This is a genomic window from Streptomyces sp. NPDC043812 (assembly GCF_056436245.1).
Map to the genome: position 1 here is coordinate 66,383 of NZ_JBWKCY010000018.1, position 13,151 is coordinate 79,533.

Sequence of the window (13,151 nt, forward strand, 5' to 3'; positions counted from 1 at the left end):
TCCGATGATCCGGGTACTGGTCGCCGACGACGAAGCGATGATCCGCGCGGGAGTCCGCGCCGTTCTCTCCACCGATCCGGACATCGACGTCGTCGCCGAGGCCGTCGACGGGCACGACGCCGTGGAACTGACGCGGCGCCACCGCCCCGCGGTGGCCGTACTCGACATCCGCATGCCGGGGATCAACGGCATCGAGGCGGCGGCCGAAATCCGCAGCACGGTGCCGGCCACAAGCGTCATCATGCTGACGACGTTCGGTGAGGACGACTACATCCTCCAGGCACTCGGCGGTGGCGCGGCCGGCTTCCTGATCAAGTCGGGCGAGCCCGAGGAACTGATCACGGGGGTCCGAGCGGTGGCCGAGGGCGCCGCCTACCTGTCACCGAAAGTCGCGGCCCGAGTCGTCGCACACCTCGCGGCGACCGGCGCGGGCGCCCTGGCCGGCAGGCGCTCCGCAGCCCGTGACCGGGTCGACGCCCTCACCCCTCGGGAACGCGACGTACTGGCCTTCCTCGGCAGCGGGCTGTCCAACGGACAGATCGCCCGACGGCTGCATGTCGTGGAGGGAACGGTGAAAGCCCATGTGAGTTCCATCCTGGCGCGTCTGGGCGTGGACAACCGGGCTGCCGCCGCGGTCGTGGCTCACGAGGCCGGGATCGTTCCTCCGCCTGTGCCGCCCCAGCCCTGAAGCCGCCCGCTGAGCAAGGGGCATGAACAGGAGCAGTACGGCCACCACCAGTGCGCCGCCGAGTATCGCGCCGGCCAGTACATCGTGCGGGTAGTGCACCCCTACGAGGACGCGCAACAACGCCGCCGCCCCTGCCAGCGGCAGCGTGACCGCGGCGAGGCGCGGCCGCAACACGGCCAGGCCGACTGCCAGTCCGGCGGCCAGGGTGGCGTGGTTGCTCGGGAACGACCAGTCCCCTGTGCCGGGGCAATCCGCCAGCACGCCGGCTCCCCTGCGCAGCACACGGCAGGGCCGCTCCTCGTCCACCACCAGCTTCACGGCTTCGCTGACCGCATAGGCCGCCACGGTGCCGACGCCGGTCAACACGGCGCCGGCGGCCCTGCGTGTGTCGTGGCGGCGGATTCCGGTCCACCACGTCCATGCCAGCATCACCCCGAGGATCACCAGAGTGCCTTCGGCCGCCACTTCCAGGATCGGGCCCAGCCACGACGGTGCGTCAGCCACCGTCCCGGTCACCGAACGGTACGCAGACGCCGAGGCTCCGCCTGTGACCTCGACCGCGCCGGCCTCGCCCAGCCCCCCCGGGGACAGCCACGCGACCACACCCGCCGCAACACCCAGCAACCCCGCTGCGGTCAATGACCGACCGACCCGGGCCTTCTCTCGCTGTTCTCGTTCCATGGGCCGAACGTAGAAGGGCGAACAGCCCCGGAACCCGAGACGAACGGCAACGCCCGAGCTTGACGATCGTCAGGGTTGACGTGTGAAGCCCCGGCGAAGCAGGTTGCCGACAGCTCACCCCCTGCCGCCTCGACCGCATGCGACGGCGCCAGGGCTTCGGCCGCCGCGCTCGGGCACGCTACGCGCCAGGAGCCCGGTAATGGACCTGCTCGGCCTTGCGCAGGGCCTCCATCGTTTCCTCGACGGTCAGGAGAACGGTCGTCTCGAACGAGCTCAGCGCTCCGCCTCCACTGATCGCCACCGCAACCGCTGCCATGGACACGTTGTCGGGAGCCTCCCACAAGGCGCAGCCGTCGTGCGCGCCGAAGGCGTACCAGAAGCCGTGGAGCTTTCCGTCCACGGACTCGACGTACGACCGGGCGGCCTTCGCACGGTCCTCGGGGCGGGCGATCAGCCTCGCCCACGTCTCCGGCGTGTAGCTGAACCTCGTCAGATAGAGCGGCATCGCATCTCCCTTTCGTTTCATCGAGGGATGCCCCCAGGGGGCGGCGACGAGCCGGGGGCGGCCCGCGCTTCCCCCGAACGGCGAGGACGATGCCCGGCATGGCCCACATCCGGCGACGCCCGGCAGCGGGACCAGCTCTCGGGATCGGCCGTTCCTCCTGCTCGCGAGCCCGCCGAGGAATCCGGCGCGCACCTGCCCCGGCGGCCAAGTGCCTCTCAGGGCAGCTAACTTGGCCGACATGACAAGCCAGATCATCACGCTGATCGGCGTACTCGTGGGCGCCCTCACCTCCTTCGTCGCCACGAGCATGGCCGAGCGGTCCAAGTTCCGACGACGCTGGCCACGCGGTGGGACGAGCGCAAACTGGATGCCTGCATCGAGTACATATCGTGCGTGAAGGAGGAGGTACGAACCGCCCGGCAGGCTGTCGAGGCTCGCGAACGGGGGGAGGACAACGCCGAGGCGCTCTCGGAGATGGATTCGGCGGAGGCCAGGCGCTCTGTCCTCTTCGAAGGCCTCGTTCTGTTGAGCAACGAGGCTGCTGCCGATGCCGCCAGGACCGTCAATCAGCGAACCTGGGACCTTCTGGAGTGGGCCCGTTCCCCCGGCACCGAGGCATCCAGCGAACGAAGCGAGTTGGGCGTTCTCGTCATCGAAGCCCTGAACTCCCTCCACCTGGCGGCACGGTCGGACCTCGCGATGGAGCTTTCACGGCCGGCCATCGGACGGAGGCGGACCCCTGCTTCTTAGGTCCGACCTGGCCGTCGTCCCACGGCCCGGTCGCCCCCAGGTGTCCCCATGGGGCGTACGCCCGCTCGATCTCGCCTATGTACTGTCCGAGATGGAAGCGCACCTCCTCGACGACCCCCGTATCGGACTTCGGGAACATCAGGTCGCCCCAGACCACCAGCTCGCCCTGGAGTCGCACCCTGATGGTGAGGTCACCGGGGCCTGTCCCGGATTCACCGGGTGCTGCCACGTGCACCTCGCGGGCCGCATCGGTCGGGTAGAGCGGTCCGCCCGGACGGAGAAGCTGCCTTGGATGCAGGCCGAATACTCCGCTGTCACTGCGCGTGATCATGTCCGTGCCGTCGACAAAAAGGTACGTGTGCAGAGCAGTACAAGCCGGTGGTCCTGGACAGGTGCTGATGAGCAACGTGCTGATCGCACCATCGCTTCGAAGGTCGGGCGACCCGGCCCGAAGCTCGCTCGGGGACCTACGCGGCATCAGCCTTGAGTGACGTCATGAGCGGATGATAGGGCCCTCGATCGGAAGACGCCGTAGCGGAGGCCTGCTGAGCTGCACGGACAGCCTTCTCTCGGGGCGTTTCCGCCATGTCCATGGCCGCGCTGTCGCCGACCCGCTCCTGAGCCGTCGACCCGGCCCGGCCACGGTCCGGGCAAGGCCCGGCGGGTGGGCACGGCTGCGGGAACCCGTCCGTCGTGGCGTTGCAGCATGCTTCGGGTGCTGAACGCAGAGATCAGAAGGTCGAGCGGCGTCGGCCCGTACGCCGTGGAATCGTGGTGCCATGACCATCGACGTTCGTCCGGCTTCGGTCCTCGAGGATGTCCGTGCCCTGCTCGGCCCGAAGTCGGCCGGAGCCAACGTCTGCTGGTGCCTGAGCTACCGGGTTCCGTCCAAGCTCAACAACGAGCTTCGCGGGCCCGCCCGTGGTGATTACGTCGCCGAGCTGTGCCGTGGTGATCCCCCTCCGGGGGTGATCGCCTACGACGGCGACGAGCCGGTCGGCTGGGCCGCCGTGGCACCGCGCTCGGCCACCTCTTTCGCGCGCAACCGCAAAATCCCGCACGTCGACGACCTGCCGGTCTGGTCGCTGTGGTGCATCCGCGTACGCCCCGGTCATCGGAAGAAGGGGATCTCGCACGCCCTCATCGCGGGCGCGGTCGAGTTCGCCCGCGCCCACGGTGCACCGGCGGTCGAGGCGTACCCCCTCGACAACGGTGACGCCAAGGTCGACCTCACGATGGCGTACGCCGGGATCCGCAAGAACTTCGAACGCGCCGGATTCGCCCACGCCGCCGACACCACCTCGGTGCTGGCCGGACATCCCCGGGTCCTGATGCGGCTCGACCTGCGCTGACAGATCAGACGCCTCGGCGGCCGCGAGGGGCCTTGTCTTTTGGCTCCCCAGCCGTGCCCCATGTGCACGATGTGGATCGACGGGCTCAACGGAGTGGCCCGCCACATCACGCAGAACGTCGACCTCGCGATCGTCGCCGCGGCCGATCTGCCCGCTCTGCGCGCGCATGCACGGAGCCGGAAGTGGACGGATGTGCGTCTGCTCAGCGCCGGAGCGAGCACCGTCGAATACGGCCTGAGCAGCGAGGACGCCGACGGCAACCAGGACGCGACGGTGTCCGTGTTCACCCGTGACAGCAACGGGTCGGTACGCCACTTCTACTCGGTGCACCCAAGGATGTCCGACGACATCGGCCAGCGCGGCATCGACCTGTACAGCCCGGTGTGGCACATCCTCGACCTCACCCGCCAAGGCCGGGACGACTGGATCGCTGCGCTGAGCTACTGGGCCCTGTCCGACCGTACGCCGTGTCCTACGTCCGGGGCTGGCCCGGGGCACTGCGGACCCACACCTGGGTTCCATGAAAGTCGCTGGTCACACACGGGTTCGCCGGGCCGAGCCCGGAGTACAGTGGAGACACCGGGAGTACTTCGCACACCGGCTCTCATGCCGGTGTCATTCTCGGCGAGCAACAACACCGGGACGTCGAAGGCGACCCCCGGGGACAGGTCCGCGCCATGACCGCGACCATCGACCGTATGACCATCAGTGACCGCGCGGCCTCACCCCCAGCCCGCCTGTCCTTGACTCCGGCGGGATCCGCCCCGGGTCTCCTGGACGGCGCATGGTGGCCTCGCTCTCGCGATCTCTCCGAGGAACTCCCTGCCCTCATCGACATGCTGGACGCCCGTTGGGGCCGGATCACGCGTGTCACGGTGAACCCGACCCACTGGCCCGTGATCCCGCGCAAGGTGCCCGCGGTGGGGCACACAGTGCACGTGGGCTGGTTCACCGACGAGCAGGACCCGCACAAGCTGATCCTCCTCTCCTACACAGCCGGCCGCTGGGACCTGTTGGTGATCCCGCCGGAGACCGGTGCAGCTGCCGCCGCCCGGCTGATGTCCGCCGCAGCCACTCCCGGCGGGGTCGCCACCGCCAGCCGTTTGATGGCGAGCGAGTACGGCACGCGTGACATGACGGAGAGGCTGAACCGGGAAGAGGCGTGGGAGACCGACGGTGGGCACGCCGCAGCGGCGGCCGAGAACCCGATCCCGATCGGCACCTTGAGCTCCGCCCGAGGGATGTGAGGACATGGATACCGCCATCACCATCTCCGTGATCATCGCCATGATCGCCATAGGAGCGCTGCTGATCCATCTGGTCAACGGCCAGCACGACGAGCGGATCGCAGCATTCCGATACGGCGATGCCCTGCCGGGAATCGGCCGACGGAGCCGGAAGAGCCGACGGCCGGCAGTGCATGCCGGGTCGCCCGCCGTACCCGCCAACCCCCTCGTCACCACTCACGGCGAACACCGAAACGGGGCCGCGGATGACGCCTGACCTGTCTCCCGACCGGGGCCGTGCCGGTGGGCGTGACGTGACCGCGCCCGCCCGTCGGCACGTCGTCCCGATGAACGAGGTCACCGTGAAGCCACTGGAATCACCCCCCTCGGGCGGGCGGGCCGAGGTGCGTATCGTCGCGGCATCCCCCGAGGCCGCCCGCCGGGTCGCGGAGGCACTGCGTCAATGCTTCGCCGCCACCGAACAGCGCAGCTACCCCGCCGGCAGCGACGGCGGAACCCGCCTCCACCTCACGGTGGACACCACGCACACGGCAGAGCGGGCGCGGCCCTGGCTGACAACCAGCAGGTCCTCCGCGCAGGACCGCACACAGACGGACGAAGTCTGAGGCAAGGACCCTCATCGGTGCCCGGCACGAGTGGGCAGCAATCATGGCAACACTCCACGAGCGGAAGAACTACCGCGAAGCGATCATGAAGACCCTGTACGAGGCCCTGGAAGGCAATCGCCTCCTCGGCGTCACCGGGGCGCAGCTGCGCGACGACCTCCACATGCCTGAGCAGGACCTGGCCGCAGCCTGCGCGTATCTGGCGGGCGACGGGCTCATCACCGTCGACTGGGCACAGGGAAATACACCCGAGATGGTCACGCTGACGCACCACGGAATCCGGCTCATGGAGGCGGATGAGGAGGAAGAGGAGGAACGCGGCTGAAGCGCCGCTGAACCCTTCCGATCAAGGAGCGTATTGCCCAAAAACCCCTTCTGCCGGATAAGCGGCGCAGGCATACCATGGTGGGTGGGTTGGTGCACTCTCACGTGCAACCGCCCGGAAGGGCGGCCCCGGTGTGTATACGCCGGGGCCGTTGCGCGCTCTCGGCGCGACGGGTCGTCAGTTGTCCAACGCCGTCGCGCTGACGCCGGCCACAACGCAGGTACTCCAGACCGCTCAGGCAACGGGCCACGGCGGCACAGCCGCGAGCGACCGCCGGGCACGCCGCCCGGCCGCGTAACCCCCGATCCCCAGGCCGATCCCCACCAGAGCCAGCACGATCCCGAGGACCCCGAGCGCCACCAACGCCGCCGGCGCAGTGAAACCCTTCTGCACTCGCCCAAGCACCCCGGAGGCCGCGACGCTGCCCGACTGCTCGTCGAGGAAGAACCGCGAGTCGTACGAGTTCCCCCGGTGGTCGCCCAGCAGGAACAACCGCCCCTCCGGCACCGTCACGTCGTACGGTCCGGTCCCCGGGTTCACTTCGCCGCGCATCACATACGGTTCGTCGACCGGCTTCCCGTTCACGGTGATCCGATTCCCGTCGCACACCACGTGATCGCCGCCCATCCCGATGACCCGCCGCAGGACCGGTCTGCCCTGATAGCGGTCGCGCACACCGACGAGTACGACATCACCCCTGCGTAGCTCACCCGCGTCGATGCGCTCGACGACCAGCCGCTCGCCCGTGCGGTAGGTGGGCTCCATCGCCTCGCTCATGACGGTGACCCCCCGGTAATTCGTGAGGAAGGGCCCGATGCCCCCCAGCACCAGCACCAGCCCGAGTGGCACCAGTACCCAGGCCGCGACTCTCAGTCCGCTGCCTGCTCCCCGCTGCTTCATGAACACCCCTCCCTTGAACCGCCCGGGGCCGGGCGGGCCAGCAGATGCTAAGCGGTCTCGTGGTGGGAACGCACCTCAGTCCCCAAGGCCGCCAGGGCAGTGCAGCCTTGATGCCCGTCAAGTGCTGGTGCAGGGGCGGGCCTGGAGCACCAGCTCGGAGAAGACCCCGTAGGCGGACCCCCTGCTGAGCTGCTCGATCCCCGAGCCGGGCTCCCGCGCAGCTGTGTCCGTCGTCCCCGTGACTCCCCGCCCGTGGCTGCCGGACCGGGCATGCGGCGGGCACGGCCGTACTCAGCCGAAGCACTCGGGCAGCTGAGTACTTGCGCTCTGGTCGCTCAAGGGTTGAGCCGGAACGCTTGGGCCATGCGACGACGACCACTGAAACTCGTTCCCCAGCTCTTGACGATCCTCGTGCCGGCTCTGGTGGCGCTCGCGGCGTGGGCTGCCTGGCTGGGCTGGGACCAGCATCGTGACGTGCAACCTGATGGAACGACGACCGGCCCGTACGAGGCGTGGCAGGTGATCGGGCTGGTGGTGACTCTGCTGGCGCCGGTGTACTGGGCAGCATCCCGGCGCTACATCGCAGGCGCTGTGCTGGGCACCACGCTCGGCCTGACCATTGCCGCCGCTTACGACTGGTCGGACGACTCCAGCGGCCTCTTTGTGGTCGGCGTGGGGATGGTCATGTTGGGGAGCCTCGCCGTGACCGCCGTTGTTTCCGCCGTGATCGCCTCTGTGACGAGGAGGCCCCCCGACAGGCGCCGCTGAGTGGGTGCGGCGCCCGGCGGTTGCCCATGGATATGCGCACGACGTGCTGCGAGGCCGGCGGAGTCTCAATGGTCGAGTCAACCCTGTCAGCGATCTTGAAAACCGTCGTGGCAGCGATGTCACCGTGGGTTCAAATCCCACACCCACCGCAGATGAACGGCCCCTGACCAGGCAAATCGGTCGGGGGTCGTTCCGGTGAGTGTTGTCGTCAACCCCGTGGTTCCCCGTCAGTCCCGGTCGATCGGGCACGAGTGGGGCACGACTCCCCTCACACTGGCTTTATCGAGCAGTAGTGACGTCACCTGTGATGAGTTTGGGAGGCGCCTGGCCATCCCGCGTTTGCGGTGTCCTTGGAAGGGTCTCAAGAATCGAGCACGGCGGCGACGGCCTCGATCTCGACGAGTTGGTTCTTGTAACCGAGGACGGTGACGCCCATCAACGTGCTGGGGACGTCATGGTCAGCGAACGAGTCCCGGACTACCTGCCAGGCGGCCACCAGGTCCTCCCGCCGGGCCGATGCGACGAGAACCCGTGTGCTAATAACGTCCTGGAGTGACGCGCCTGAGGCAGTAAGAGCGGCCTGCATGTTCTCGATGGCTTTCGCTGCTTGGCCCGCGTAGTCCCCGATCGCGGCTGTGGAGCCGTCATCGTTCAACGGACACGCCCCTGCGAGGAAGATCAGGCGTGACTCGGCGGGCGCCGTGGCCGCGTAGGCGTACTCGGCGACGTCGGACAGGGCGGTGGAACGGATCAAAGTGATGGCACGAGCCACGGCTGTGAGGTCCTTCCCCCTCGGGTGTTCAGCGCGGACATCCTGCCAAAGGCCAGTTGGCTGCCGCCTTCCCTTTTCTCACCGCCCCGCGAGAAGGCCGTCATTTCTGCTCGACATTCACCAACTGCCTGATCACCAACTGACTCCGGAATCAGTCGACAAACGCTGTTCCTAGACATCAACGAAGCCATCACACTCTCCCCTCCCCTCCTCCAACGCCTTCCCCTCCATCGGCGCTGAGGGTGGGCACGACCCAAGGTCGGTGGAGTCTTGATGGGCGAGTCAAGGGTCGCTCGGGCTGTCAGGCGTCGTGGGCGGCGGCCTCTTCGAGCGGATCCATAGCGCGGTTGTGGAAGCGGCGTTCGGCGTCGCGGCACGGGGCGTTGAAGAAGGCTCGTTGGGCTTCGGCAAGATCGCAGTGCAGCAGGCCCATGGTCACGAACACTGCTTCCACTCCGTGACACCCGTTGTCCTTGAGGAACTGCTGGAGTGCGTCCGTGTCGCCGGTTGCCTCCCAGACGGGCCGGGCGGTTTCCTGCGTGGTCGGCGAAGCGGGCCGGCTCCTCGCCTGCCTCACCCGATGCGTGACGCTGCTCGCCTCGGGGTGGCTGCAAATGCCGGGCAGGCAGAACGATCACTCTGGCAGGATTCCGCCATGGGGATCACAAGTGCGTGGCCGGTGTTGCGGACCACGGACCTGGCCGAGGCATTGAGCCTCGCGGAGAGGCTGCTGTCGGTCGCTGACCGGTACAGGCCGGATGGCTGCTACCTGGAGGCCTGGGCGCACGATGATGACGAGCTACGGCGTCTGACCGAGGCTCTTCCTGAAACCAGCGTTGAGTGGTACGGGACGGGCAATATCGGCTTCCCCGCGACTGTGAGCCTGGGAGTCAATGCCTTGGCGCAGGCACGGGTTGCCCTGGGGACCTGGGCGGAAATCAAAAGGTGCTATGTCCTGTGGCATGACCTTTTGTGGCCCGCCGTGCCTGAGCTTGGGCTGAACTCGGAGTACAAGTACGCCGAGTTGCAGGTCGCGAGCAACAGCCACACCATCCGCTGCGAGGAGTGGGCGGCCGAGCACACCGTCTTCATCCATGCGCGACCCGGTCATGACGAGCGTGCCGCTTGGCTGGCCGCGCAGGTCGACGCCCAAGTTGTCGGGCCCCCTGAGGAAGGGTGGTAGCTCACCAGACGATGCTGCTGATCGCCTGGCTGGGGTTCGTCCAAGGCAGATGTCACGCATCACCCGACGCCGACCTGTGAAGCATCAACTGCGCCAGGTCCCACATACGCACGACGCCATCCCGGCCCGCGATGATGGCGACGGGGCGGGCGTCCGGCTCGGTGACCGTCGGACAGTGCCCAGCCGTTTCTTGTCTACCTGTCCCGTCTCTCCGAGTCGTGCAGCAATGCGTCCAAGGCTCCCCGCACCTCGGCGATTCGTCCGCTCCACTCTTCGCTGCGCAAGGTGGCGAAGTCCCACACGGCCACCGGCTCGGTGCCGCTCACGCAGTAGCCGTAGACCTGGCCGGCCACCTGGTCGGTGAGGAGTTCGTCGTAGCTGAACGTCCCCTCGAACGCCGCCCAGGCGACAGCGCGGGTGCCCTCGCAGACCCGCCGGAGAGCTGCCCTCGTGTACGCGCGCAGGTCGAGCAAGGTGTCATCGAAGTCGAGGTCGTACGAGATCAGGCCGAGCCGTTCAATGGCCTCGGGCTGCTCCATCAGTGGAAACGGCAGCACGGCGTCGGGAGCAAGCCCGGCGAGATGGAAAGTCTCCTTCGGCAGCGGTGTGTTGCCGGCGCCGACAACGAACACGTTCACCGAGGCAGGACCGCGCCAGCAGAGAGCCTCGTGCACCTCACTCGACATCGTGCTCCTCCTTCTCCGCCCATTGGGTCCGCCCCCGTCGGCTCCTTGGCCGGACCGTACCTGTACGACACGGTCGGGGCAGCCGTCGTCCGGCATGAGGAGCTCATGGCTGGGGTGCCGGCTCGTGTCCCGGGAACCTGCGGCGGCTGACACTCGTTGAAAGGAGTGAGTCGGTCACTGTGACCCGTGGGCCCTTTCAGGGCTGGTCATGCCCGGGGAGCCTGCGGTGACCGGATAGGCGCGCGGTGTGCGCGCCGAGACCCTCCTTAACAGTCGGTCTGCTTTGCTGCGTGGACGGTGCCCTTCGACAGGTGCCTTTTCTCCCGGCGCGACGGCCGCTTCGTACGGGGCGATGGATCAAGGTCGTTCCCGACCACTGCGGCCGTCGGTTGCCGACCGCATCCGGCACCATTGAGGGAGCTCGTTCCATGGATTCGCAGACCGTTGTTCCCCCTCCCCCGCCAGAAACCCGACAAGGGGTGGGGAGTGACTTCGCCCGACTGTCGAAGAAGATTGCCGACGCCGGCCTGATGGACCGGCGCCCGGGCTACTATGCGGCCCGGATCGCTGCGGTCACCGCCCTCTACGTCTGCGGGTGGATCGCGTTCGTCCTCGTCGGCGACAGCTGGTGGACGCTCACGGTGGCGGCGTTCCTCGCCGTCGTCTTCGGCCAGGTTGCGCTCCTCGCGCACGACGTGGCGCACCGACAGGTGTTCCGGCTCCGCAAGGCCAGCGAACGAACCGGTCGTATCGCCGGAAACGCCGGTATCGGGATGGGCTACGGGTGGTGGCAGGACAAGCACACGCGACACCACGCCAACCCCAATCATGAGGAACTGGACCCCGACCTCATCCCCGACATCCTGGTCTGGTCGCAGAATCAGGCCCACGCCGCACGCGGGCTGCCCCGTTTGCTCGGGCGCTTTCAGGCGTTCCTGTTCTTCCCTCTCCTCACTCTCGAAGGCTTCAACCTGCACCTGTCAGGTGTGAAGTCGCTGGCCGACCACTCGCTCAAGAACCGCGTGACGGAAGGAAGTCTGCTGTTCGCGCACTTCGCCCTCTACCTGGGTGCCCTGTTCCTGGTGCTGCCTCCCGGCATGGCGATTGCGTTCCTTGTGGTTCACCAGTGCCTGTTCGGCATCTACCTGGGCTCGATCTTCGCCCCCAACCACAAGGGCATGCCGATCCTGACGGGCGACGACCGCCCCGACTTCCTGCGGCGCCAAGTGCTCACCTCACGCAATGTCCGCGGTGGATGGTTCACCGACGTCGCACTCGGCGGACTGAACTACCAGATCGAACACCATCTGTTTCCGAGCATGCCCAGCCCGCATCTGCGCAGGGCACAGGCAATCGTCCGCCGCCACTGCCAGGACCTGGGAGTGAGCTATCTGGAGACCAGCCTGATCACCTCCTACCGACAGGCCCTCGCCAGCCTCCACCAGGCCAGTGCACCGATCCGGCACGCCGCCTCCGCCTAGCCCGGCTGTCCTGCCCTCTTCACGCGGACCCTCTCCTCGCGGATGCGATGCCTCCTGCGCGAGGCCCCGGGCCCGGAACGAGTCGTGCGGCTCCGTGGCCGACATGACCACCTGTCCGTCTGGGCAAGATCGAAGTCGCGGACAGGGCTTGGGACTTCATGCTCTTCCTGGCCGAGCACGGCAGCTCCCCGGAGGTGCGCATCTCACCTTCGCCGCTTCAGTGCGCGTGCCACACGTGGGAGCTCTTCGTGCAGCAGACGACCGGCCAGTGCACCGCCGAATACGACGACGCCCACGCCGACCAGCCAGGACTGGAGGACCAGGACGGTTCCGAAGGGACCGTAGGTGACAGCGTTGGAAGCAATCAGCGGCGAGAACACGACCTGGGAGAAGACCCTGAGGCCGAGCAGCCCGATCACGGTCGCCATCGCGCCGGGCAACAAGGCAAGCCAGCCGATCCGCCCACCGAGCAGCATCCGCTGCGACCACCAGAGGAAGAGAACGGCGCTCAGCAATGCCGCCCAAGCGCCGGCAACGGATCCTTCCCACAACCCGGTCGTGGCGGAGACGAAGAGGTACCCGGTGAGTACGCCGAGCCACACCACATGCCGCCACCTGGCGTGCCAGCGGGCAGCGGGCAGGTCCCAGACCTTTTCGTAACCGGTCTGTACCGCCGATCCGAATGTCAGGCCGAAGACGGCGAGGGTGGCAATGCCGAAGGCAGTCGTGGTTCGCAGGGCCTGGCCGGGCCGGGCGAACAGCTCCTCGATTTCTTCCTTGGAGGCCGTGGACACCCCGAGCCCGTCCCCCAGCCACTCGGCGAACCCCCGCCCGTGCTCCGGATCTGCCGACGAGACAATGAGCAGCAGCGGCACCAGGGTGAGGAATCCGAGCGCCGCGAAACCCAGCGCACGCTGCCCGAGTTCGAGATCGCGGCTCCGCCGCCATCCGCGCCCGACCGGCGAACGGCTGACCGCTCGGCGTAGCCGCCCGAGCAGAGTTGAATGGTTCGCGGCAGGTGACGGCTTCATCGGCATGCCTGTCGACTACCACGGTCGGTACGAGCATCGTGCGAAGGCACGGCGCAGTTGGCCACATCGCGCTCAGTGCCCAGGTAGGAGCCCGCTGAATTGCTCTGAGGACCTGACGCGGCGAGCAGCTACGCCAACGAGCGGATACGGGGGTGCCGTCCACGAACTGGCGAGCGC

The 13,151-nt window shown here is 67.8% G+C and carries 17 protein-coding genes, 1 tRNA gene and 1 pseudogene; 12 read left to right on the top strand and 7 right to left on the bottom strand.

Going from position 1 to position 13,151, the window contains the following annotated elements; translation table 11 throughout:
- Positions 1-4: 4 nt before the first annotated feature.
- On the top strand, positions 5-688 hold the full coding sequence (locus AC067Z_RS25390; protein ID WP_478791900.1) for a response regulator: 684 nt from the start codon (positions 5-7) through the stop codon (positions 686-688).
- Here AC067Z_RS25390 and AC067Z_RS25395 read toward each other — a convergent pair.
- A pseudogene (locus AC067Z_RS25395) lies at positions 647-1,369 on the bottom strand (phosphatase PAP2 family protein); the annotation flags it as partial. The gene AC067Z_RS25390 and the pseudogene AC067Z_RS25395 sit on opposite strands and share 42 nt — an antisense overlap.
- 178 nt (positions 1,370-1,547) lie before the next feature.
- Positions 1,548-1,874 carry a GYD domain-containing protein gene (locus AC067Z_RS25400; RefSeq protein WP_478791901.1) on the bottom strand — a complete coding sequence of 109 codons (327 nt, stop codon included), beginning with the start codon at positions 1,872-1,874 and terminating at the stop codon, positions 1,548-1,550.
- Positions 1,875-2,267: 393 nt separating this feature from the next.
- Here AC067Z_RS25400 and AC067Z_RS25405 point away from each other — a divergent pair, with 393 nt between their 5' ends.
- The 7 genes from AC067Z_RS25405 to AC067Z_RS25435 all read left to right on the top strand — a co-directional run bounded on the left by AC067Z_RS25405 (position 2,268) and on the right by AC067Z_RS25435 (position 6,153).
- The gene (locus AC067Z_RS25405) at positions 2,268-2,624 is read left to right on the top strand and encodes a hypothetical protein (RefSeq protein WP_478791902.1); all 357 of its coding nucleotides are present in this window, start codon (positions 2,268-2,270) and stop codon (positions 2,622-2,624) included.
- Between the two features lie 779 nt (positions 2,625-3,403).
- Positions 3,404-3,976 (top strand): GNAT family N-acetyltransferase, encoded by a 573-nt coding sequence (locus AC067Z_RS25410; RefSeq protein WP_478791903.1) that lies wholly within the window; start codon positions 3,404-3,406, stop codon positions 3,974-3,976.
- Positions 3,977-4,036: 60 nt separating this feature from the next.
- On the top strand, positions 4,037-4,657 hold the full coding sequence (locus AC067Z_RS25415; RefSeq protein ID WP_478791904.1) for a DUF899 family protein: 621 nt from the start codon (positions 4,037-4,039) through the stop codon (positions 4,655-4,657).
- Positions 4,654-5,223: a DUF5994 family protein gene (locus tag AC067Z_RS25420; protein ID WP_478791905.1), complete on the top strand. Its 570-nt coding sequence runs from the start codon at positions 4,654-4,656 to the stop codon at positions 5,221-5,223. The genes AC067Z_RS25415 and AC067Z_RS25420 overlap by 4 nt, the downstream gene beginning before the upstream one ends.
- 4 nt (positions 5,224-5,227) lie before the next feature.
- A complete protein-coding gene (locus AC067Z_RS25425; protein WP_478791906.1) occupies positions 5,228-5,479 on the top strand; it encodes a hypothetical protein in 252 nt (83 codons plus the stop codon).
- 70 nt (positions 5,480-5,549) lie between these two features.
- The gene (locus tag AC067Z_RS25430; protein WP_478792017.1) at positions 5,550-5,828 is read left to right on the top strand and encodes a hypothetical protein; all 279 of its coding nucleotides are present in this window, start codon (positions 5,550-5,552) and stop codon (positions 5,826-5,828) included.
- 43 nt (positions 5,829-5,871) lie between these two features.
- Positions 5,872-6,153, top strand: coding sequence for a hypothetical protein (locus tag AC067Z_RS25435; RefSeq protein ID WP_478791907.1), 282 nt, complete (start codon positions 5,872-5,874; stop codon positions 6,151-6,153).
- A gap of 234 nt (positions 6,154-6,387) precedes the next feature.
- Here the strand turns inward: AC067Z_RS25435 and lepB are convergent, their stop codons facing one another.
- Positions 6,388-7,053, bottom strand: coding sequence for a signal peptidase I (gene lepB / locus AC067Z_RS25440; RefSeq protein WP_478791908.1), 666 nt, complete (start codon positions 7,051-7,053; stop codon positions 6,388-6,390).
- Between the two features lie 363 nt (positions 7,054-7,416).
- On the opposite strand from lepB, the gene AC067Z_RS25445 reads away from it, so the two are divergent.
- Positions 7,417-7,821 (top strand): hypothetical protein, encoded by a 405-nt coding sequence (locus tag AC067Z_RS25445; RefSeq protein WP_478791909.1) that lies wholly within the window; start codon positions 7,417-7,419, stop codon positions 7,819-7,821.
- A 59-nt stretch (positions 7,822-7,880) separates the two neighbouring features.
- Positions 7,881-7,970 (top strand) — tRNA-Ser (locus AC067Z_RS25450).
- 212 nt (positions 7,971-8,182) lie between these two features.
- Here AC067Z_RS25450 and AC067Z_RS25455 read toward each other — a convergent pair.
- Entirely contained in the window at positions 8,183-8,593 is a 411-nt protein-coding gene (locus AC067Z_RS25455; RefSeq protein WP_224739111.1) for a RidA family protein, read from the bottom strand.
- A 301-nt stretch (positions 8,594-8,894) separates the two neighbouring features.
- Positions 8,895-9,170 carry a hypothetical protein gene (locus AC067Z_RS25460; RefSeq protein WP_478791910.1) on the bottom strand — a complete coding sequence of 92 codons (276 nt, stop codon included), beginning with the start codon at positions 9,168-9,170 and terminating at the stop codon, positions 8,895-8,897.
- Between the two features lie 78 nt (positions 9,171-9,248).
- Here AC067Z_RS25460 and AC067Z_RS25465 point away from each other — a divergent pair, with 78 nt between their 5' ends.
- A complete protein-coding gene (locus AC067Z_RS25465) occupies positions 9,249-9,776 on the top strand; it encodes a hypothetical protein (RefSeq protein ID WP_478791911.1) in 528 nt (175 codons plus the stop codon).
- A 194-nt stretch (positions 9,777-9,970) separates the two neighbouring features.
- Here the strand turns inward: AC067Z_RS25465 and AC067Z_RS25470 are convergent, their stop codons facing one another.
- Entirely contained in the window at positions 9,971-10,462 is a 492-nt protein-coding gene (locus AC067Z_RS25470; RefSeq protein ID WP_478791912.1) for a hypothetical protein, read from the bottom strand.
- 428 nt (positions 10,463-10,890) lie between these two features.
- On the opposite strand from AC067Z_RS25470, the gene AC067Z_RS25475 reads away from it, so the two are divergent.
- The gene (locus AC067Z_RS25475; RefSeq protein ID WP_478791913.1) at positions 10,891-11,943 is read left to right on the top strand and encodes a fatty acid desaturase family protein; all 1,053 of its coding nucleotides are present in this window, start codon (positions 10,891-10,893) and stop codon (positions 11,941-11,943) included.
- Positions 11,944-12,146: 203 nt separating this feature from the next.
- Here the strand turns inward: AC067Z_RS25475 and AC067Z_RS25480 are convergent, their stop codons facing one another.
- Entirely contained in the window at positions 12,147-12,980 is an 834-nt protein-coding gene (locus tag AC067Z_RS25480; RefSeq protein ID WP_478791914.1) for a ribonuclease BN, read from the bottom strand.
- Between the last annotated feature and the right edge of the window lie 171 nt (positions 12,981-13,151).

Bases quoted from the DNA above. Each gene is read 5' to 3' on its own strand.
- AC067Z_RS25475 (WP_478791913.1), top strand. From the start codon at position 10,891: ATGGATTCGCAGACCGTTGTTCCCCCTCCCCCGCCAGAAACCCGACAA.
- AC067Z_RS25400 (WP_478791901.1), bottom strand. From the start codon at position 1,874: ATGCCGCTCTATCTGACGAGGTTCAGCTACACGCCGGAGACGTGGGCG.
- AC067Z_RS25425 (WP_478791906.1), top strand. From the start codon at position 5,228: ATGGATACCGCCATCACCATCTCCGTGATCATCGCCATGATCGCCATA.
- AC067Z_RS25465 (WP_478791911.1), top strand. From the start codon at position 9,249: ATGGGGATCACAAGTGCGTGGCCGGTGTTGCGGACCACGGACCTGGCC.
- AC067Z_RS25480 (WP_478791914.1), bottom strand. From the start codon at position 12,980: ATGCCGATGAAGCCGTCACCTGCCGCGAACCATTCAACTCTGCTCGGG.
- AC067Z_RS25470 (WP_478791912.1), bottom strand. From the start codon at position 10,462: ATGTCGAGTGAGGTGCACGAGGCTCTCTGCTGGCGCGGTCCTGCCTCG.
- AC067Z_RS25430 (WP_478792017.1), top strand. From the start codon at position 5,550: ATGAACGAGGTCACCGTGAAGCCACTGGAATCACCCCCCTCGGGCGGG.
- lepB (WP_478791908.1), bottom strand. From the start codon at position 7,053: ATGAAGCAGCGGGGAGCAGGCAGCGGACTGAGAGTCGCGGCCTGGGTA.
- AC067Z_RS25415 (WP_478791904.1), top strand. From the start codon at position 4,037: ATGTGCACGATGTGGATCGACGGGCTCAACGGAGTGGCCCGCCACATC.
- AC067Z_RS25410 (WP_478791903.1), top strand. From the start codon at position 3,404: ATGACCATCGACGTTCGTCCGGCTTCGGTCCTCGAGGATGTCCGTGCC.
- AC067Z_RS25435 (WP_478791907.1), top strand. From the start codon at position 5,872: ATGGCAACACTCCACGAGCGGAAGAACTACCGCGAAGCGATCATGAAG.
- AC067Z_RS25420 (WP_478791905.1), top strand. From the start codon at position 4,654: ATGACCGCGACCATCGACCGTATGACCATCAGTGACCGCGCGGCCTCA.
- AC067Z_RS25390 (WP_478791900.1), top strand. From the start codon at position 5: ATGATCCGGGTACTGGTCGCCGACGACGAAGCGATGATCCGCGCGGGA.
- AC067Z_RS25445 (WP_478791909.1), top strand. From the start codon at position 7,417: ATGCGACGACGACCACTGAAACTCGTTCCCCAGCTCTTGACGATCCTC.